Raw genomic sequence first — 18,687 nt, forward strand, 5'->3', positions numbered from 1 at the left:
TGACGATAGAACGAAAAAGCGGCGTCTGCAACCTGCAGACGCCGCTTTTCTGTGTGACGGGTTAATCTCAGACGAAGCGGTAGAGATGCTTCGACAAGCTCAGCATGACGTTCTTATTGCGCTATCTTTTCCTGCTTACCCCTCGTCCTCATCATCTGTCACGCGGGCGGCCAGCACGGGCTCGGGGGCGTCGATGGTCAGGTCGGTGAGGAGCTGGCGGGCGGGCAGCACGCCGGGCACGTCGGTGATGGTGACGATGAGCTGCTCCTTGCGCTCCTTCATGCTGGCGCGGCGGGGGTGGGTTTGGACGTAGTTCAGGATCTGGCCGAACTGCTCGCCCTGGAAGTAGGGCTCGTGGCCTTCGCCCGCGTCGAGGTAGCCCTTGAGGGTGTCCTTTTTGAGCGAGACTTTGCTGAAGCCCACGCGGCAGGCCTGCCAGCGCAGGCGCACGATGTCGGCCAGCTGTTCCACCTCGGGCGGGAGGGGGCCGAAGCGGTCCGTCATGCTGGCGAGCAGGCGGCGCAGCTCCTCGGGCTCCCGGGCGCGGTCCAGCTTGCTGTAGAGCTGCAGGCGCTCGGAGACGGAGCCCACGTAGGTATCGGGGATGAGGATTTGCAGGTCGGTTTCCACGTTGCACTCCCGGGGGCGGGCAAAGTCGGCGGCGTCCTTGAGGCGGCCGGTGGTATCGCCCAGGAATAGGTCGCGGAACTCTGTTTCCTTGAGCTCCTGCACGGCTTCGTCGAGAATCTGGTGGTAGGTTTCGTAGCCCAGGTCGTTGATGAAGCCCGACTGCTCGCCGCCGAGCAGGTTGCCCGCGCCGCGGATGTCCAGGTCGCGCATGGCCACGTTGAAGCCCGCGCCGAGGTCCGAAAACTCTTCCAGGGTGCTCAGGCGCTTGCGGGCGTCGGCGGGCAACCCCGCCACGGGCGGGGTGAGCAGGTAGCAGTAGGCTTTCTTGTTGGAGCGGCCCACGCGCCCGCGCATCTGGTGCAGGTCGGAGAGGCCGTGCATGTGGGCGCGGTTGATGATGATGGTGTTGGCGTTCGGAATGTCGAGGCCCGACTCGATGAGGTTGGTGGATACCAGCACGTCGTAGTCGTGCTCCACGAACTGCATCATGCGCTTTTCCAGCACGTCGCCCTCCAGCTGCCCGTGGATGCTGGTGATGCGGGCGTCGGGCACCAGGCGCTGAATCAGGGCGGCCTGCTCGGTGAGGTCCTTCACGCGGTTGTGGACGTAGAACACCTGCCCGCCGCGCTTCAACTCGCGGGCAATGGCGTCGCGCACCAGGTGCTCGTCGAACACGGCCAACTCCGTCTGCACCGGCTGGCGGTTGGGCGGCGGCGTGCTGATGACGGACAGGTCGCGGGCGCCCATCAGGGAGAAGTGCAGGGTGCGCGGAATGGGCGTGGCGGTGAGCGTGAGCGTGTCCACGTTCACCTTCAACTCCTTGAGCTTGTCCTTGGTCTTGACGCCGAACTTCTGCTCCTCGTCGATGATGAGCAAACCCAGCTCCTTGAACTTGATGTCCTTGTTGGTGAGCCGGTGGGTGCCGATGAGGATGTCGGTCTTGCCCTCGGCCACCTTTTCCAGGGTGGCCTTGGCCTGCTTGGTGGTCTTGAAGCGGTTGATGTAGTCGACGGTGACGGGCAGCTCGCCCAGCCGGTCGCGGAAGGTCTTGAAGTGCTGCATGGCCAGGATGGTGGTGGGCACCAGCACGGCCACCTGCTTGCCGTCGGCCACGGCCTTGAAGGCGGCCCGGATAGCTACCTCCGTCTTGCCGAAGCCCACGTCGCCGCACACCAGGCGGTCCATCGGGTGGGGCAGCTCCATATCGTGCTTCACGTCCTCGGTGGCCTTGGCTTGGTCGGGGGTGTCCTCGTAGATAAAGCTGGATTCCAGCTCGGCCTGCATGAAGGAGTCCTTGGCGAAGGCGTGGCCGGGCGCGGTTTTGCGCTTGGCGTAGAGGCGGATGAGGTCGGCGGCAATGTCCTTGACCTTTTTCTTGACCGCCTTTTTCTTGTTTTCCCACTCCGGGGAGCCCAGCTTGCTCATGGTCGGCGGCGTGCCCTCGGCCCCCGAGTACTTGGCAATCTTGTGCAGAGCGTGGATGCTGACGGTCAGCACGTCGTCGTCGCGGTACACCAGGCGGATGGCTTCCTGCTGGTGCCCGTTGATTTCCACCTGCGTGAGGCCGGCGAAGCGGGCAATGCCGTGGTCCTGGTGCACCACGTAGTCGCCGGGCTGCAGGGTGCGCAGATCTTTGAGGGTCAGGGCCTTTTTCTTGGAGAACTTGCGCTTCTCCTGGGCCCGGTAGTACCGCTCGAATATCTGGTGGTCGGTGTACACCAGCAGCTTGCGCTCCTCGTCGATGTAGCCTTCGCGCAGGCCCAGGGCCAGGTGCTGAAAGCGGATTTCGCGGCCCAGCTCGTCGAAGATGGTGCGCAGCCGGTCGAGCTGCCGCATGGATTCGGCGGTGAGGATGGTGGTGAAGTCGCGCTGCTGGTTGTCGAGCAGGTTCTTCGTGAGGCGGCCGAAGTCCTTGTTGAATGAGGGCTGGGGCTTGGCCGTGAACTGCACCTGCTCGGCCTCCTTGTAGTAGAACCGCTTGCCGAATTCCAGCACCGGAAATCGCTCCAGGTGCTTTTTGAGCGCCTTGGTCGTCTCAAACAGCTCCTCCGGCTTCGACACGATTTTGACGCCGTGACCCTCTTCCAGCACGGTCTTGAAGTTCTGCTCGGCCTTGTCGAACTGCTCACCCACCACGTCGAGCAGCTGGCGCACGTCCTTGGTCCAGATGGCGGTATTGGCGGGCAAAAACTCCAGGAACCCCTCGCGCCGCTCGGTCAGCAGCTTGGTTTGCACGTTCGGCACGATGCTGATGCTGTCCTGCCGCTCCACCGACAGCTGCGACTCGGGGTTGAAGGTCCGGATCGAGTCGATTTCGTCGCCGAACAGCTCGATGCGGTAGGGCAGCTCGTTGGCGTAGCTGAACACGTCGACGATGCCGCCGCGGATGGCGTACTGCCCGGCCTCGTACACGAAATCGGTGCGCTCGAAGTCGTACTCGGCCAGCAGCTCACCCAGGAAATTCACGTCCAGCCGGTCCCCGACCTTGGTCGTGAACGTGTTCTGCACCAGGCTCTGGCGGTTGATTACCTTTTCGCTCAATGCCTCGGGGTAGGTCACGATAAGCGCGCCTTTGGGCAGCGGCTCCCCGTCCTGCTTGGCCTTGGCTTTGGTTTTCTCGTCCGCCGTCTTGCCCTTCTCACCCGATTTGCCCGAGAGCCGGTTCAGCACCTCGGCGCGCATGAGCACGTTGGCGTTTTCCGTCTCGTCGAAGGAATAGGAGCGTTTGTAGGAGCTGGGGAAAGTCAGCACTTCCTCCCGCTCGCCCACCAGGTGCTGCAGGTCACTGGCGAAGTAGCTGGCTTCTTCCCGGTCGTGCAGGATGAAGAGCAGGTGCTCGTCGGGCCGCTCCAGGTGCAGGGTGGCGGCCACCACCGCGTCCTGGCTGCCGACGAGGCCGCGCAGGTGGAAGCGTTGGCCGGCGCCGCCTTCCAGGCCGGGCTTAAGGCTCAGCGCGAGGGTCTGGATGTCGGGGTCGAGCGAGTAAAGGCGGAGGAATTCGGAGGTCTGCACGGGGTATCGGCTGGGAGAGGGGGCAAAGGTAGAAGCCCGGCCGGATGGAATTCCGGTCGGGCAAGCGGCTATTCAATACCGTAGTGGGGGGCTTAAAGTTTCCCGGGGTGGCTGGCAACTGATCGGGCGAATATTCAGGGGCGTCCGCACGGAAAATCCCGTAGTTGGTCGGAAAAACTGGCGGCGTCCTGCCGTTGCGGCTTACCTTCGTCGTGTTGTTTTTCTCCTGTTTCTAGTGCGCGGCTCCTCTCACTTAGCTATTGGCCTGATTACCGGCGTCGGCATTGCCGCCGTTACCGCCGATGTGCGCTTTTCGCTGCCCGGCATTGCCCTGGCCGGTTTTTCCTCCCTTGCCCCCGACCTCGACCACCCCAACTCGCGCCTGAGCAAGCGCATGGGCTTTCTGCAAAGCTACGTGCGCTGGGCTTTTGCCATGATGGCGGCCATGCTGGCCATTTTCGCCTACCTGAACCTGCCGCCCGGTCCCAACCAGCGCGTGGCCTACACCGCCGCGCTGGCCACGTTTCTTATCGGTATGGCCATGCAAAGCCAGGCGGTGCGCAAGCTGGCGCTGCTCTTCACCGGGGCCGCCTCGGTGCTCATTGGCCTCTACGAGCAGATGCTCTGGCTGAGCTTGCTCGGGGCCTTCGTAACGGCGGCCCCGTACACCTCGCACCGCTCGTATACCCACACCATCTGGGCCGCCGCGCTCTGGACCTACATCGGCCACCTGGCCAACAAGGACCTGGGCTGGCACGGGGTGGCCGCGTACGCCGGCGCGGGCTACCTGTCGCACCTGCTGGCCGACACGCTCACCAAGTCCGGGGTGCGCTACCTGCTGCCGCTTTCGGATAAAGCCCTGAAAGTGCCGCTGATTTCAACCGGCTCGACCACCGGCAACCTGCTGGAGCTGGGTATCTGCGCAGCCTACGCCCTGGTCGTGGCGCTGCTGTGGTGGCAGCGGTACAATTTGGGCTAAACTGGAATTTTTCCAAAAATGGGAATAACTCGGTAACAACCACCACGAAGGGGATAAGCATCAACAAATATTGGCCGACAGTGGTTGGGTATCGGCTGGGATTTGTAACATTGCAGCCTCAGACAAAACCATAAGGAGGGCCGCATCTCTGGCCATTACTGCTGCTACCGGGCGGCAGGCCACTGCTGCAACCTCACCCCTGAGTAGGGAGTCAGTAGCTGCAAAGGACACTAAACAGCTATTGTTTTTAGAACTATTTTAGGGTAAATTATGGTATTGTAATGAGAGTCTCTTGCACCCCTTACTCCATCCAAACTTCACTATGTCTTTGTACCTTTGGCACCTTCCGGCTACCGGGCCCGAAGCCTCCGCACCCTTCTCTTACCCTCTTGCACACCTCTCGCAATCATGAGTCACATCAATAGCCCGCTGATCCGGATAGGCGTCTTTTATGACGGCAACTATTTCCTCAAGATCAGTGATTACTACTACTTCCAGCATGATCGGAAAGCCCGTATCAGCCTGGAAGGCCTGCACGAGTTTATCCGCCATCAAGTGGCCGAAGACGAAGACGCCGACGTGCGCCTGTGCCAGATTACCGAACCCCACTTCTTCCGCGGCCGCCTCTCGGCCACCGAAGCCCGCGACAAGGACCGCCTGTTCCACGACCGGCTGCTCGACGATATTCTGATGAATATGTCGATTCAGACGCACTACATGCCCCTGAAGACGCGCGACGGCCGCCTGCAGGAAAAAGGCGTGGACGTGTGGCTGGCCCTCGAAGCGCTGGAACTCTCGATGACCAAGCACCTGGACGTGGTGGTGCTCATCGCCGGCGACTCCGACTACGTGCCGCTGATCAAGAAGCTCAACACCATCGGCACCCGCGTGATGCTGCTGAGCTGGGACTTCAAGTACACCGACTTTAAAGGCGAAAACCGCGTAACCCGCCCCTCGCAGCTGCTGCTCGAAACGGTGAACTACGCCGTGGCCATGAACGAGGTCATCGACAGCAACCGCGGCGGCGACCTGGTGGACAACCTGTTCGTGAGCCAGCCGGAGCCCTCGCCCTACCCCAACGTGGCCACGCCGAAGCCCTACGTGCCCTCGGCCGCCGGCCCGGAAGGCTCCATCGGCATCAGCACCATCAAGAACCTGAAGAACGGCTACGGCTTCGTGGTGATGCCGCCCAACAACCTGTTCTTCTCCTACGCTGATATGTCGGACGGGCAGGACTTCAACGAGCTGCACGAAGGCGACTGGGTGGAATTCACCGTTGGCCGCAACCACCGCAACGAAGACTGCGCCCGCAACGTGCGCAAAGTAGAGGCCCCCGCCGAAGGCGAGTACCAGCACGAGCCCGAAGGGGCCGAGTCGGAAAGCCTCTAGAATACCTGCATACCCTTACTTCGGCCCGGAGCCTTCCGCCGCCGGACCGGCCGCTTTCCTGCCGCAGGAAACGGCCGCGTCCGGCGGCGCTTCGTTTGGGGGCTATTCGTCGGCGGGCTTTTCCAGGCCGAGCTGCCCGGCCATGGCCTGCACAAACTCGCGCTTGGTGGCCGGGTAGCGGTTGAAGGTGCCCAGGCCGCGGGCCACCACCACGCCCCGCGCCGGGCACTCGATGCGGCCGCCCACCACCACCAGGCTTTTGCCGTGGTGCTCCACCTCGGCGTGGGCCACGAGGGCGTCGTGCAGGTACACGGGGTGCAGGAAGTTGAGCTTGAACTCGACGGTGGACACGAATTCCTGGTCGAGAAAGGCCTGGGTGAGGGCCGCCGCGCCGAGCACGGCGTCCATCAGGCCGGCAATGATGCCGCCGTGGGCGGTGCCGGGCGAGGAGAGGTGCTGCGCCTGCACCGTCATGGCGTAGCTGACGCGGCCGGGCGCGTGCACGCTGAGCTGCATGCCGTTGGCGCGGCCGTAGGCATTGATCTGGTCGTAGAGGGCCACCAGGGTGGCAACGTCGGGCAGGGCGGCCATAAGGCAGGTGGGGCTTAGGAACAGCCGAAAAGGTAGGTTTCTTTCCGCAGACCCCGCACCCGCGCCGCCGCTCGTTTGGGGGCTGGAGGCTTGCGCGGCGGCGCGCCGGTTTCGGCCGGGCCGCGGGCGGCTGCTAGCAACTCCAACGGCCAGGGCCGGCAAGCGTTTTGCGCCAATCGGCCGGCCGGACGCGGGCTAAAGCCCGCGCTACAGCGCCTTGCGCATCAGAAAGTGCGGAACGGAGCCGAAGAGCGTGTGCGACGGGGCCACCACAGCGTAGCCCAGCCGCTGGTAGAAGCCTACGGCCGCCTCGCGGGCGTGCAGCACGATTTCCGTCAGGCCCTGCTGACGGGCGGCGGCTTCGAGGTATTCCAGCAGCTGCCGCCCCACCTGGTGGCCCTGCCAGGCGGGGCTGACGGCCATGTAGCGCACCTGGCCCTGGCCGGGGGCGCTGGGGTGCAGGCGAGCCACGCCGGCCACCGTGCCATCGGGGGCGCGCCAGAGCACGTGGGTGGTGGTGGGCGCCTCGTCGTCGGGGGCGCGCTCCGAGCCCGGGGGCTGCTGCCAGGGCTGACGCAGCACCTGGTAGCGCAATTGGTAGTAGGCCGCCCAGTCGGCGGGGGTGCGGGGTGTATCGAGAGAGGCGCGCATGCGTAGAAGGCCGGAAGCGCGCCGGAGCGCGGGCAGTGACGAAGGGGCGAAGGTTGTGCTTCGGCCCAAATTAGCCAACTTTGGCGCCCCGAACGGCCCCGCGCCCCGCAGTATCCATCTCCCCTTTCGACCATGGCCTCCTTCGACATCGTCAGCAAAATCGATCCGCAAACCCTGGAAAATGCCGTCAACAACGCCAAAAAAGAGCTGCTGACGCGCTATGATTTCCGCGACACCAAGGGCGGCATCGAGCTGGACAAAGCCAACAACGTCATCACCGTGTCGTCGGAAAACTCCATGAAAGTCAAGTCCTTGGAGGATATTCTGATGACCCGCCTGGTGAAGCAGAACATCGACCCGACCAGCCTCGACTTCTCGGCCGAGGAAGAGCCCAGCGGGGCGCTGATCAAGAAAAAGCTGAAGGTGCGCGCCGGCATCGACAAGGACCTGAGCCGCAAGATCCAGAAGCTTATCAAGGACTCGAAGCTGAAGGTAGAGGCTCAGATTCAGGGCGAGCAGCTGCGCGTGACGGCCAAGAAAATCGACGAGCTGCAGGCCGTCATTGCCCTGCTGCGCCAGAACGCGGCCACCATCGGCCAGCCGCTGCAGTACGTGAACATGAAAAGCTAATTTAAATGTGGAAAATGTGGGGCAATGTGAATAAGGTGGAAATGGCTGCGGCTTTCCATTCTTCCTCATTTTCCACATTCCGCACATTCTGACACATTCCGCACATTCTCCTGTGTTCGACTTTTCCGTCTTTTCCTCCCCGCAGGCGTGGGTGAGCCTGCTGACCCTCACGTTCATGGAAATCGTGCTGGGCATCGACAACATCATCTTTATTTCCATCGTCGTCAACCGGCTCAACCCGGCGCAGCAGCAGCGGGGCCGCACCATCGGCCTGCTGCTGGCGCTGCTGATCCGCATCGGCCTGCTGATGAGCATTTCGTGGATTGTGGGGCTGAAAAACCCGCTGTTTCACGTGGATGTGCCCTGGGCTGAACACGATTTCGGCGTGACCGGGCGCGACATCATCCTCTTCATCGGCGGCCTGTTCCTGATCGGCAAGAGCACCACCGAAATCCACACCAAGCTGCAGGGCGAGGAAGACGCCGACGGCCCGGGCAAGACTTACAGCTCGATGGGGCGCATCATCATCCAGATCGTGCTCATCGACATCGTGTTCAGCTTCGACTCCATTCTGACGGCCGTGGGCCTGGTCGATAACGTGCTGATCATGATTCTGGCCGTGGTCCTGTCCATGGCCGTGATGCTGATTTTCTCGGGCGTGGTGGCCGGCTTCGTCAACCGCAACCCCACCATCAAGATGCTGGCCCTCTCGTTCCTGATTATGATCGGGGTGATGCTGGTGATGGAGTCTTTCCACAAGGAAATCGAGAAAGGCTACATCTACTTCGCCATGGCCTTCTCGCTGCTGGTGGAGCTGCTGAACATGCGCCTGCGCAAGCAGGCCGACCCGGTGCAGCTGCGCGACTCGCACTTCGACTAAGCGGCGCTGCCGCATCAAGCCCAACGCCCGGTTCTGCTGTCAGCGGAACCGGGCGTTGGGCTTTTTCAGGTCACGTTGAGCAGGTACACCACCACCAGGCTGGTCAGGGCGCTGGCAATGGCGAAGTCCACGGTTCGTTTGGCGGAATTGCGCGGCCAGACGCCCACCGCCGCGCAGGCACCCATGGCCAGCGGAAAGCAGAACAGCAGCCCGTAGGCCCGGCCCAGCGAATAATCGGTGAATGGCGCGTTGGTGCGGCTGCGGCGGTAGGCCCGCACCTGGTTGAACAGCCGGCTCTGCTGCACGTCGATGCGGGCCCCGGGTTCGTACCAGCCCTGAGCCCAGAAGCGGCTGTGCTGGGTGCGCACCAGGCTGGCCGCGTCCCCCGCGTTGCCCACGTGCATTTCCACCTCGGCCACCCGGGCCTCGGGGTGGGTGACGGTGAGGTTGCAGTCGAGCAGGAGAAGCAGGAAAAAGGCCAGCAACAGCCAGCAGCCAACCTGCGCCGCTCGGGCGTACCGCCCGTACAGCGCCGCGTAGGGCTGGGCGCGCCGGGGCGGGCGCTGCCCCCGCACGCGGGCGTCGTGGGGCTCCCGCAGGTGGGCGTCGCTGAGGGTCGCGTAGGCGTGCTCCAGGTGGCGGCGTTGCTGTTGCAGGGCCGGGTCGGCCGCGGGGCCCTGGCTCAGGTGCCGTCGCCAGTGCTGGTATGCCTGCTCAATCTGGGCCTCGGTGGCCGAGTAAGGCACGCGCAGCACCTGGTAGGCATTGCCGGCAAATGGCGCGGTGTAAGCGGGCCGGGCCGGTTGGCGCCGGGCCCGCAGCTGGGCGTCGTAGTGGGCGCGCAGGGCGGGCTGGCGCAGTGTGTCGTAGGCTTCGTTGATGAGCAGGTAGCGCCGGTGCGCGGCCGGGTCGGGCGTGCGGTCGGGGTGGGTGAGGCGCACCAGGCGCAGGTAGGCCCGGCGGACGTCGGCGGCGGTGGCCTGCTCGGGCAGTTCCAGAATCTGGTAATAGGTGGTCACGGGGCAGCTTCGGCGGCTAGGGCCACCACGGCCGGCACCTGCGTGGCTACGCGCTGCCGCAGCAGCTCCAGCAGGCGGCGGTTCACTTCGGCGCGGTGGTGGCGGTAGTACTCGTATTCGGGCATCGTCAGCAGGGCCGTGACCAAGCCCACGGCGGTGTGCTGCAGGCGCTGGTTGCGGCGCAGCAGCTCCTCGAGCAGGCGGGCCTGGTCGGCGGGGGCGGCGCCGGGCAGCGGCAGGCGGTAGTCGCGGGCAAAATCGGCCACCAGCCGCAGCAGGCGGGCGTTGTGCAGCTTCAGAATGGGACGCAGCGCCGCGTGCAGCAGGGTGTCGGCGGTCAGCTCGGGCGGGCTAGCGGGAGCAGCGTCCACGGCCGGGCGCAGGCCGCGCAGGGCCGCGTCGGCGGCGTCAGAATCGGGCGTAAGAAGCATAAGGCGGGGAATGTAAACAACAAACGCCCGGCCACCAGGGCCGGGCGTTTGCCTAACAGTACGGCGGGCCGATTAGTGGCGCACCACCAGCTTCTGGCTGGTGGTACCGGCCGAGCCGGTCAGGCGCACCACGTAGATGCCGGCGGGCAGCGCGGCCGTGCTCAGCTCCACACCTGCGCCCTGCAGCTGGGCGGCGGGCGCCGTCTGGCGCTGCACCACCTGGCCGAGGTTGTTGACCAGCTCCAGCTGCACCGGCCGCTGCGAGGCGGCGTACTGGCGCACCGTCACGCGGTCCTGGGCGGGGTTGGGGTACACGGCCAGGGTTTCGGCGGCCTTGGCGGCCTTGCTGGCCAGCACGCCGGCGGGCAGGTCGTAGGCGGCCGTCTGGTCGCTGATGTTGTTCGTGGAGCCCTGCACGGCGCTGGCGCCCATGCCGCGGCGGGCAAACACCTGCCAGATCAGGGCCGCGTTGGCCGCGCCGTTGTTGATGGAGTCGGCCTTCAGGATGCCGTTGCGGCCCGAGAGGAAGCCCGGGTTGCAGCCCTGGTACTTACAGCCGTCGATGACCAGCTTCAGGGCAATGTTGTTGCCGCCGGTGCTGCCGTAGAGGTCGGCGTTGTAGCCGTAGCGGTTGATCAGGGCCCAGTTCAGGTCCCAGAGGGCCGAGCACCAGATTTCCCCGTTGGCGTGCACGGCCGTGTAGGGCGACACGCCCAGGTTGGCGTAGGTCAGCGTGTTCACCGTCATGTCGGTGGAGTAGGGCTTGGTGCGGATGCCCCCGCCGGTAACCGGCTCGGAGGAGGCGTAGGTGCCGATGCCGCGCGGCGTGGTGCCCACGTCGGTCGGCTTGGTGGTCATCCACAGGGCGAAGAAGTCGCTCCAGCCTTCGCCCATCTGCTCCAGGTTGGTCAGGCAGCCCGCGCCGGTGCCGGTGAGGCGGTTGGTGATGCCGTGGCCGTATTCGTGGGCGATGATGCCGTTGTCGAGGTCCCCGTCGCGGTCGAGCACCGAGGCCGAGGCCGAAACGGTGCCCGCGGCCAGGGACTGCAGCAGCTGCTGGCCGTCGGCGCGGGTGATGAAGACGGCCGGGATGCGGATGCCGTTGGAATCAGGCGCGGCCCCGCTCATCGACACCAGCTGGGTGGTGTTCGGAATGCTGTCCATCACGATAACCAGGCGGGCGCCGGCCGCTTCGGCGGCTTTCACCTTGGCGGTGAAGTTGCAGCCGCCGCGCTTCATCAGCGCAATCTTGCCGCTCAGGGCCGCCGCGTTGGGCAGGGGCGTGGTGCAGCCCGGGCCGGCGTACACGACGGGCCCGTTCAGCGGCGACACCATGGCCAGGCGGCGGCCAAAGGCGGCCTGCGCGAAGGTGAACGGCCCGAGCGTGACGCCGCCCGGCAGCGCAAACGTGAGCGACTGTTGGGCGGTTTCCCACAGGTACATCTGCATGCGCGGCTGGTTGCCCTCGCGCGGGGCAGAGAAGTTGGCGTTGTTCAGCCCGCCGCCGTCCTGGGCTTCGGCCTGCACAAAGTCGTTGCCCAGGCCCACGCCCGAGTAGTTACGCAGCTGGAAGTTACGGGCGGCCTCGGTAAAGCCGTGGCGCTCCGTCACGTCGTGCATGATGTTGTTCCAGTAGAACAGGTTGGTGACGGCCGCGGCCTCGTTGGAGTTGGCCGAGCTGGTGGGCGTGTAGGGGAAGTCGAAGCTGAGCTGCGCGGTGCCGTCGGGGGTGAAGCCGGCCGTGTAGGTGTTCGACGTAACCGTGTTCAGCTTGCGGCGGTCCTCGTAGGCGTGGGTGTTGTTGCCGCGGGTGATGGTGTACTCGGCCCCGGTCACGCCGTTGGTGTCGTGCCAGCCGTAGGGCGAAGCCGTGGCGTTAGCCGGGTCCGTCACCAGCTGCCGGGCGCCGTGGTTGGGGCTTTCCACGGTCAGCGGCCACACGTTGTAGCTGTTGGGCACGTTGGTGCGGCCGGCCGTGGCGGGCGTGCTGGCGGCGGCGGCCGGGCGCTGCGCGGCGCTGGGCAGGGCCTGGCCCTGCCGGCGCCGTACCAGGGCCGCAAACGAAGCTTCCTCGCTTACCACGAAGTCGGTGCGGTCGAGCAGCGCGCCGGTGCTGGCGTCGATGCGGGCGTCCCAGTAGTGCTGAGCGTCGAGGGGGTAGAGCGTCACGTTCCACACCAGGGCCAGGCGGCCGTCGGGGCGCAGGGAGTACATGAGCTGCACCGGAATCTTCTCCAGCGAGATGCCGCCGGTCGAAAACGTCATGCCTTCCGCGGCGCTGCCTTCCTTTTCCAGGCGCAGGCCCTGCGGGGCGGGCATGTTCAGGGCGCGGGCCGCGGCGGCCACGGCCTGCACGGGCGAGAGGCCGGGCGTAGCCGCGTTGGCCACGGCGGCCGCGTTCGGCACAAACGAGTTGTGCGACTGCACCACCTTGCCGCCGCGGTCAAAGTGCACCTCAATGACGGCGCCGTACACCTCCACGCCCTGCACGCGCTGGCGCAGGTACAGGTGGGTCACGCCGTTGTCGGCGTCGGTGTATTCCGAGGCCACGGCCGGGTTGCGCAGGTCGGCTTCCGACAGGCCGAGCTTCACGCGGCGGGCATTGAGGTATTCCAGCCCGCGCGTGAGCGACGACGGGGCTGGTTGCTGCGCCTGGCTCAGGCCGGGCAAAGCCAGAAGGGAGGCCAGGGTCAGCACCCGGCCGTAGTGCGTAAACGTGTGTTTCATGCAGAGAAATGAAGGGTCAAGCGGGCCTCTTCTGCCCGGAGTCGGGGAAGAGGTCGTTAAAAATACAATTTTGCCGGGTGATTTTCGAATGAAGCGAGGATTAATCCGGCAAATCAGGGGGCCGACGTCGCGCCCCACTTCGTGAGCACGTCCCACACCAGCACCCCCACCGTCACCGACACGTTCAGGGAGTGTTTGGTGCCGAACTGCGGAATTTCCACCGCCGCGTCGCAGTGCGGCAAGACGGCGTCGTCCACGCCGAACACCTCGTTGCCGAACACCAGTGCCAGCGGGCGGTCGGGGGCGGGCTGAAACTGCGGCAGCGGCACCGAGCCGGTGGTCTGCTCCACGGCCACCACCTGCCAGCCCTCGGCCCGCAGCCGCGCTACCAGCGCGGGCACGTCGGGCGCGTGCTCCCAGGGCACCGACTCGTCCGAGCCCAGCGCGGTCTTGGTTATTTCGCGGTGCGGGGGGCGGCCGGTGATGCCGCCCAGCCACAGCTTGCTCACGGCAAAGGCGTCGCAGGTGCGGAAGGCTGCCCCCACGTTGTGCAGGCTGCGCACGTTGTCGAGCACCACGCACAAGGGGAATTTCTCCGTATTTTTGAAGTCCTCGACCGTGAGCCGGTTCAGCTCGTGGATGGTTAGTTTCCGCATAGAAGGGGGCATAAGCGCCGGCTGGTGCAGCCGACACAACAAGCCATCCGAACAAGCTGCTCACGAAACGCTTTGGCCCCGCTGCGCTGTTCAGATGAAGGCGCAAGCTACGGCCTCCCGCTCTTTTTTGCCCGATCCGCGGGCCGCCCGCCGGCCCGCTCCCTACCTATTGCCGCTCCGCTACTGTGAAGACAGCTACCGATAAGCCCGATAAGAAAGTCGTACGCACCCACGGCACCCTCGGCCCCGCCCCCGTGGCCGATACCCCGCTGATGAAGCAGTATCACCAGCTCAAGCAGCAGCACCCCGGCGCGCTGCTCTTGTTCCGGGTGGGCGACTTCTACGAAACCTTCGGCGAGGACGCCGTGACGGCCGCCCGCATCCTGGGCATCGTCGAAACCAAGCGCGGCGCGGGCACCTCCGCCGAAACCGCGCTGGCCGGCTTCCCCCACCACTCGCTCGATACCTACCTGCCCAAGCTGGTGCGCGCCGGCCAGCGCGTGGCCATCTGCGACCAGCTCGAAGACCCCAAGCAGGCCAAGGGCCTGGTCAAGCGCGGCATCACCGAGCTGGTCACGCCCGGCGTGAGCCTGCACGACAACGTGCTGGAGCGCCGCTCGAACAACTACCTGGCCGCCGTGCACTTCGGCCGCGGCCAGCAGGCCGGCATCAGCTTCCTCGACATCAGCACCGGCGAGTTTCTGGTGGCCCAGGGCGACCTGGGCTACCTCGGCAAGCTGCTGCAGAATTTCGCCCCCGCCGAGGTGCTGCTCTGCAAAAACAGCCGTCGCGACTTCGAAACCGCCTTCGGCCCCGATTTCTGCACCTACGCCCTGGACGAGTGGGTGTTCGGCAACGACTACGCCCACGAAACGCTGACGCGCCACTTCAAGACCACCAGCCTCAAGGGCTTCGGCGTCGATAACCTCACCGATGGCATCATCGCCGCCGGCTGCATCCTGCACTACCTGGCCGAAACCAAGCACAACGACATCGGCCACATCAACGGCATCGGGCGGCTGGAGGAGGACAAGTACGTGTGGCTGGACCGCTTCACCGTGCGCAACCTGGAGCTGCTGTCGGCCCAGCACGCTGGCGGCGTCCCGCTCATCGACGTACTCGACCAGACCCTCACGCCGATGGGCGCCCGCCTGCTGCGCAAGTGGGTGGTGCTGCCGCTGAAGGAGCCCGCCCAGATTCAGCGCCGCCTCGACACCGTGCAGGCCCTGCACGAGCAAGCCGACCTGCTGGAAGCCATCCGCGACCAGCTGCGCCAGATCAACGACCTGGAGCGCCTGATTTCCAAAGTCGCCGTGCGCCGCGTCAACCCGCGGGAGCTGCTGCAGCTCAGTCGCGCCCTCGAAGCCCTGGCCCCGATGCGCGAGCTGCTGCACGCCACTGACGTGCGCGCCCTGCAGAAGCTGGCCGACCAGCTCAACCCCTGCGACACCCTGCGCCGCGAAATCCAGAGCAAAATCCGCCCCGACGCCGGCGTGCTGACCAACCAGGGCAACCTGATCCTGGACGGCATCGATAAGGAGCTGGACGAGCTGCGCGCCATTGCCTACACCGGCAAGGATTACCTGCTGCAATTGCAGCAGCGGGAGCAGCGCAACACCGGCATTTCCTCACTGAAAGTGGCCTACAACAAGGTGTTTGGCTATTACCTCGAAGTCACCAACGCCCACAAGGACAAGGTGCCCACGGAGTGGATTCGCAAGCAGACGCTGGTAAATGCGGAGCGCTACATCACCGAGGAGCTGAAAACCTACGAGGAGAAAATCCTGCATGCCGAGGAGCGGCTGTTCGTCATCGAGCAGCGCATCTACGACGAGCTGGTGCTGACGGCCAACGAGTTCGTGAGTCAGGTGCAGCAGAACGCCCGCACCGTGGCCGTGCTCGACTGCCTCAGCTCCTTTGCCAGCACCGCCCGCCAGCACCGCTATGTACGCCCGACGGTGGACGACGGCAGCCTGCTCGACATCCGCCAGGGCCGCCACCCGGTCATCGAGCGGCAGCTGCCCCCCGGCGAGCAGTACATCCCCAACGACATCCGTCTCGACCGCGACGACCAGCAGATCGTCGTCATCACCGGTCCGAACATGGCCGGCAAATCGGCCCTGCTGCGCCAGACGGCCCTGATTGCCCTGCTGGCCCAGATCGGCTCCTTCGTGCCCGCCGAAGCCGCCCACGTCGGCGTCATCGACAAGATTTTCACCCGCGTCGGGGCCTCCGACAACCTCTCCAAGGGCGAGAGTACCTTCATGGTGGAAATGACCGAAACGGCCTCCATCCTGAACAACCTTTCCGACCGCAGCCTGGTGCTCATGGACGAAATCGGCCGCGGCACCAGCACCTACGACGGTATCAGCATTGCCTGGGCCATCGTGGAGCACCTGCATAACCACCCCAAGGCCCGGGCCAAGACGCTCTTCGCCACCCACTACCACGAGCTGAACGAGCTGGCCGAGCAGTGCCCGCGGGTGCGCAACTACAACGTGGCCGTGAAGGAAGCCGACGGCCGCATTCTGTTTCTGCGCAAGCTGCAGGAGGGCGGCTCGGAGCACTCGTTTGGCATCCACGTGGCCCGCATGGCCGGCATGCCGCCCGCCGTGGTGCTGCGCGCCAACGAAATCATGCACCACCTAGAGCAGGAGCGCACCAGCGTCGGCGCCGAAGATGGGACAGGGGAGGAGCTGGTAGAAACCGAAGCCACGCCGCAGTCAGCCACTAATGGTCAGGCCAAAGCCAAAACGGCTGCCCAACCCCACGCCCGTCCGGTAGCTACGGCCAGCGCCCCGCGCCCCACCCTGCAGCTCAGCATGTTCGAGCCCGCCGACCCAGTGTTGGAAAACATCCGCGACCTGCTGCAGCACCTCGATGTGAACACGCTCACGCCCATCGAGGCCCTGCTGAAACTGAACGAATTGAAGGTGGCCCTGAACCGCAAAAGCTGAGACTGGCCCGCGACGCTGCGCTTGCCCCAGTCAGCGGCTGACTGGGGCACTATTGTCAGCCGCTTGACTTTTAGGGCGGCTTCCATGCGGTTCAGCTTAAGGCAAATTCAGGCCGGTTTTGCGTGCTTCATCGAAAAAAAGTGCCTGAGAATGAAATGGAAGCGGTTTTGTAAGTGAAAAAATCAGCCCCGGCTCTTGACTTCAGAAATTCTTGCATTACCTTTGTGTCACCAATTCGCCAGTACGGCGAATGACCTCAAGCGAGAGTAGCTCAGTTGGTAGAGCGCGACCTTGCCAAGGTCGAGGTCGCGAGTTCGAACCTCGTCTCCCGCTCCAAAGAGGATGTTGCCCCGGCAGCATCCTCTTTTTCGTTTCCGGCCAGGCGGTGGCATAGATTTTTAGCCCGGCGCTTGACAACAAGAAAATTCTTGTTGTACCTTTGTGCCACCAAAAGCCACCCCGGTGGCCAAAACTCAAGCGAGAGTAGCTCAGTTGGTAGAGCGCGACCTTGCCAAGGTCGAGGTCGCGAGTTCGAACCTCGTCTCCCGCTCCAAGAAAGGATGCTGCTTCGGCAACATCCTTTTTTATTTTTGTGCAAGCTGATTGCACAGGCCAGAGTGGTGTAATGGTAGCCACGAGGGACTTAAAATCCCTTTTCCGCAAGGAAGTACGGGTTCGAGTCCCGTCTCTGGTACCAAACGGGCGAGGCCCTTCTGCCAGCAGCGGCAGAAGGGCCTCGCCCGTTTAGCTGGCTGCTCCTGCTGAAATGCAAGCCGGAGCAAGCCGCTAACAACTTAAGACTCGGTAACGGATGCCGGGCCGGGCTGGGCGTAGTGCCAGCGCAGCAGCGGCACCAAGGCAATGACGGGCAGCGGCGACACGATGAAGTCGATGAGGCGGCGGCCCAGCTGGTAGGCCCAGCGGACGTCGCCAGCGGCCTTGCCCCCGAGCAGCAGCAGCGCGCTCAGGGCAAAAACGCCGAGGTAAAGCCCGCCCGCGGTGCGCAGGGCCCGGCGCGGAATCAGCAGGGCCAGGATCAGCAGGCAGACGCCGGTGTAGGCGAGGCCGTAGGTGAGCATGGCCGGCAGGCTGCGGGTGGTGACGTCGCCGCTAATGCCCTGCTGAATGCGCTGGGCGAGGCCGCTCAGCCCCACCGCCGCCAGCAGGCGCTGCCAGCCGGCGGTCAGCCAGGCAAATACCGTGACGTCGTAGGTGCCGGCCCAGAACAGCAGGGCGGCCAGCAGAGCAGTCAGCGGCAGGCGCACGCGCCAGGGCAGGGCGCGGCGAGTGGGCTCAGGAGGCATGGGACAGCACGGCGTAGCGGCGCACCCACAGCATCCAGAGCAGGAAAATGCAGCCGTACACGACGAAGGTAAACGTGTAGTGGTGGTTGAAGTCGACGGTGCTGCGCGAGTACAGCTGATTCAGGGCCAGGGCCGCGACGCGCAGCACGTTGAGCAGGTAGATGACGCCGATGCCCAGGGCGATGTACAGTAGCTTGTGTCGCCAGTCGCCGCCCGGAAACGCCACGATAAACCCGGCAAACAGCGCGTAGAGCACCAGGCCGTTGCAGGCATCGAAGACCAGCACGGCGGGCTGGCTATCCACCGACACCAGGCGCCCGGCGGCGGAGCCGGCCCAGCCCAGCAGGCGCAGGGCCGCCGCGCTGGCGGTGGCAATGTTGAGCGACAGGGCTTCGTCGAGGCGGCCGAGGGGGTGCAGCCACTGCTCGTAGCCGAAAAACCAGAGCAGGTACAGACCGGCTGCCGTGAGCAGGAAGCGGCGCAGCAGCCGGGGATTGGTAGCGTAAGCTTGCATAGGGTAAAGCTAGCACCGGAACGGGGGCACTTGCTAGCGCCGCTGGCCACATAATCGTGGGAGCCGGCGCGAAACCGTCGGGGTGCGGCCGGTGCTGGTCGGGTGGAGTGGGGCTGTAGGCGAATTTCAATAGAAACTACGGGGGAAATACAAAACCATTGTGTAGCTTGCCGGGAAATTATCTGCGCCCAAAAAGGGTGCCTGGATAACCTCTTTTTCAGTGCTTTACACTACTGGCTAGCTGCCCGCCTGCTAAGTCGACCGTTACCCTGGCTCCGGCCCGGGCCGGCCTGCTTGCGGGCGGTGGGCTAGCCTTC

At 64.8% G+C, this 18,687-nt stretch carries 14 protein-coding genes and 3 tRNA genes; 8 read left to right on the plus strand and 9 right to left on the minus strand.

The annotated features are described in order from the left end of the window. Positions 1 to 135: 135 nt before the first annotated feature. Complete coding sequence (gene mfd / locus DLM85_RS09920) at positions 136 to 3,642, minus strand: transcription-repair coupling factor (RefSeq protein WP_111477947.1); 3,507 nt, start codon at positions 3,640 to 3,642, stop codon at positions 136 to 138. A gap of 235 nt (positions 3,643 to 3,877) precedes the next feature. On the opposite strand from mfd, the gene DLM85_RS09925 reads away from it, so the two are divergent. Further along, positions 3,878 to 4,621, plus strand: coding sequence for a metal-dependent hydrolase (locus tag DLM85_RS09925; RefSeq protein ID WP_165822084.1), 744 nt, complete (start codon positions 3,878 to 3,880; stop codon positions 4,619 to 4,621). Between the two features lie 408 nt (positions 4,622 to 5,029). After that, the gene (locus DLM85_RS09930) at positions 5,030 to 6,010 is read left to right on the plus strand and encodes an NYN domain-containing protein (RefSeq protein WP_111477949.1); all 981 of its coding nucleotides are present in this window, start codon (positions 5,030 to 5,032) and stop codon (positions 6,008 to 6,010) included. 102 nt (positions 6,011 to 6,112) lie between these two features. On the opposite strand, the gene DLM85_RS09935 is transcribed toward DLM85_RS09930, so the two are convergent. Both DLM85_RS09935 and DLM85_RS09940 read right to left on the minus strand, forming a co-directional pair. Further along, positions 6,113 to 6,601, minus strand: coding sequence for a PaaI family thioesterase (locus DLM85_RS09935; protein ID WP_111477950.1), 489 nt, complete (start codon positions 6,599 to 6,601; stop codon positions 6,113 to 6,115). A 207-nt stretch (positions 6,602 to 6,808) separates the two neighbouring features. Beyond that, a complete protein-coding gene (locus DLM85_RS09940; RefSeq protein ID WP_111477951.1) occupies positions 6,809 to 7,252 on the minus strand; it encodes a GNAT family N-acetyltransferase in 444 nt (147 codons plus the stop codon). Between the two features lie 132 nt (positions 7,253 to 7,384). Here DLM85_RS09940 and DLM85_RS09945 point away from each other — a divergent pair, with 132 nt between their 5' ends. Both DLM85_RS09945 and DLM85_RS09950 read left to right on the plus strand, forming a co-directional pair. Beyond that, complete coding sequence (locus DLM85_RS09945) at positions 7,385 to 7,882, plus strand: YajQ family cyclic di-GMP-binding protein (protein ID WP_111477952.1); 498 nt, start codon at positions 7,385 to 7,387, stop codon at positions 7,880 to 7,882. Positions 7,883 to 7,994: 112 nt separating this feature from the next. Then, positions 7,995 to 8,762: a TerC family protein gene (locus DLM85_RS09950; protein WP_243635914.1), complete on the plus strand. Its 768-nt coding sequence runs from the start codon at positions 7,995 to 7,997 to the stop codon at positions 8,760 to 8,762. A gap of 65 nt (positions 8,763 to 8,827) precedes the next feature. Here the strand turns inward: DLM85_RS09950 and DLM85_RS09955 are convergent, their stop codons facing one another. The 4 genes from DLM85_RS09955 to DLM85_RS09965 all read right to left on the minus strand — a co-directional run bounded on the left by DLM85_RS09955 (position 8,828) and on the right by DLM85_RS09965 (position 13,595). Next, positions 8,828 to 9,781: a J domain-containing protein gene (locus DLM85_RS09955; protein ID WP_165822085.1), complete on the minus strand. Its 954-nt coding sequence runs from the start codon at positions 9,779 to 9,781 to the stop codon at positions 8,828 to 8,830. Next, positions 9,778 to 10,212: a hypothetical protein gene (locus DLM85_RS25445; protein ID WP_165822086.1), complete on the minus strand. Its 435-nt coding sequence runs from the start codon at positions 10,210 to 10,212 to the stop codon at positions 9,778 to 9,780. The genes DLM85_RS09955 and DLM85_RS25445 overlap by 4 nt, the downstream gene beginning before the upstream one ends. A 72-nt stretch (positions 10,213 to 10,284) precedes the next feature. Further along, positions 10,285 to 12,939 carry a M36 family metallopeptidase gene (locus DLM85_RS09960; RefSeq protein WP_111477954.1) on the minus strand — a complete coding sequence of 885 codons (2,655 nt, stop codon included), beginning with the start codon at positions 12,937 to 12,939 and terminating at the stop codon, positions 10,285 to 10,287. Positions 12,940 to 13,052: 113 nt separating this feature from the next. Then, positions 13,053 to 13,595: an RNA methyltransferase gene (locus DLM85_RS09965; RefSeq protein ID WP_111477955.1), complete on the minus strand. Its 543-nt coding sequence runs from the start codon at positions 13,593 to 13,595 to the stop codon at positions 13,053 to 13,055. A gap of 272 nt (positions 13,596 to 13,867) precedes the next feature. Here DLM85_RS09965 and mutS point away from each other — a divergent pair, with 272 nt between their 5' ends. From mutS to DLM85_RS09985, 4 genes are all read left to right on the plus strand, one after another. After that, on the plus strand, positions 13,868 to 16,552 hold the full coding sequence (mutS, locus tag DLM85_RS09970) for a DNA mismatch repair protein MutS (protein WP_111478057.1): 2,685 nt from the start codon (positions 13,868 to 13,870) through the stop codon (positions 16,550 to 16,552). A gap of 260 nt (positions 16,553 to 16,812) precedes the next feature. Then, positions 16,813 to 16,888 (plus strand) — tRNA-Gly (locus DLM85_RS09975). Between the two features lie 141 nt (positions 16,889 to 17,029). Then, positions 17,030 to 17,105: transfer RNA gene (locus DLM85_RS09980), tRNA-Gly, on the plus strand. A gap of 58 nt (positions 17,106 to 17,163) precedes the next feature. Next, a tRNA-Leu gene (locus DLM85_RS09985) sits at positions 17,164 to 17,249 on the plus strand. A 97-nt stretch (positions 17,250 to 17,346) separates the two neighbouring features. Here DLM85_RS09985 and DLM85_RS09990 read toward each other — a convergent pair. Both DLM85_RS09990 and xrtX read right to left on the minus strand, forming a co-directional pair. Next, positions 17,347 to 17,856 (minus strand): XrtX-associated membrane protein, encoded by a 510-nt coding sequence (locus DLM85_RS09990; RefSeq protein ID WP_133256999.1) that lies wholly within the window; start codon positions 17,854 to 17,856, stop codon positions 17,347 to 17,349. Further along, a complete protein-coding gene (gene xrtX / locus DLM85_RS09995; protein WP_111477957.1) occupies positions 17,846 to 18,370 on the minus strand; it encodes an exosortase X in 525 nt (174 codons plus the stop codon). Before xrtX ends, DLM85_RS09990 begins: the two co-directional genes overlap by 11 nt. Positions 18,371 to 18,687 lie beyond the last annotated feature (317 nt).

Origin of the sequence: Hymenobacter edaphi (genome assembly GCF_003258365.1) — a bacterium.
Lineage (GTDB): Bacteria > Bacteroidota > Bacteroidia > Cytophagales > Hymenobacteraceae > Solirubrum > Solirubrum edaphi.

Bases quoted from the DNA above. Each gene is read 5' to 3' on its own strand.
- DLM85_RS09930 (WP_111477949.1), top strand. From the start codon at position 5,030: ATGAGTCACATCAATAGCCCGCTGATCCGGATAGGCGTCTTTTATGAC.
- DLM85_RS09935 (WP_111477950.1), bottom strand. From the start codon at position 6,601: ATGGCCGCCCTGCCCGACGTTGCCACCCTGGTGGCCCTCTACGACCAG.
- DLM85_RS09940 (WP_111477951.1), bottom strand. From the start codon at position 7,252: ATGCGCGCCTCTCTCGATACACCCCGCACCCCCGCCGACTGGGCGGCC.
- DLM85_RS09945 (WP_111477952.1), top strand. From the start codon at position 7,385: ATGGCCTCCTTCGACATCGTCAGCAAAATCGATCCGCAAACCCTGGAA.
- DLM85_RS25445 (WP_165822086.1), bottom strand. From the start codon at position 10,212: ATGCTTCTTACGCCCGATTCTGACGCCGCCGACGCGGCCCTGCGCGGC.
- DLM85_RS09960 (WP_111477954.1), bottom strand. From the start codon at position 12,939: ATGAAACACACGTTTACGCACTACGGCCGGGTGCTGACCCTGGCCTCC.
- DLM85_RS09965 (WP_111477955.1), bottom strand. From the start codon at position 13,595: ATGCGGAAACTAACCATCCACGAGCTGAACCGGCTCACGGTCGAGGAC.
- mutS (WP_111478057.1), top strand. From the start codon at position 13,868: ATGAAGCAGTATCACCAGCTCAAGCAGCAGCACCCCGGCGCGCTGCTC.
- DLM85_RS09990 (WP_133256999.1), bottom strand. From the start codon at position 17,856: ATGCCTCCTGAGCCCACTCGCCGCGCCCTGCCCTGGCGCGTGCGCCTG.
- xrtX (WP_111477957.1), bottom strand. From the start codon at position 18,370: ATGCAAGCTTACGCTACCAATCCCCGGCTGCTGCGCCGCTTCCTGCTC.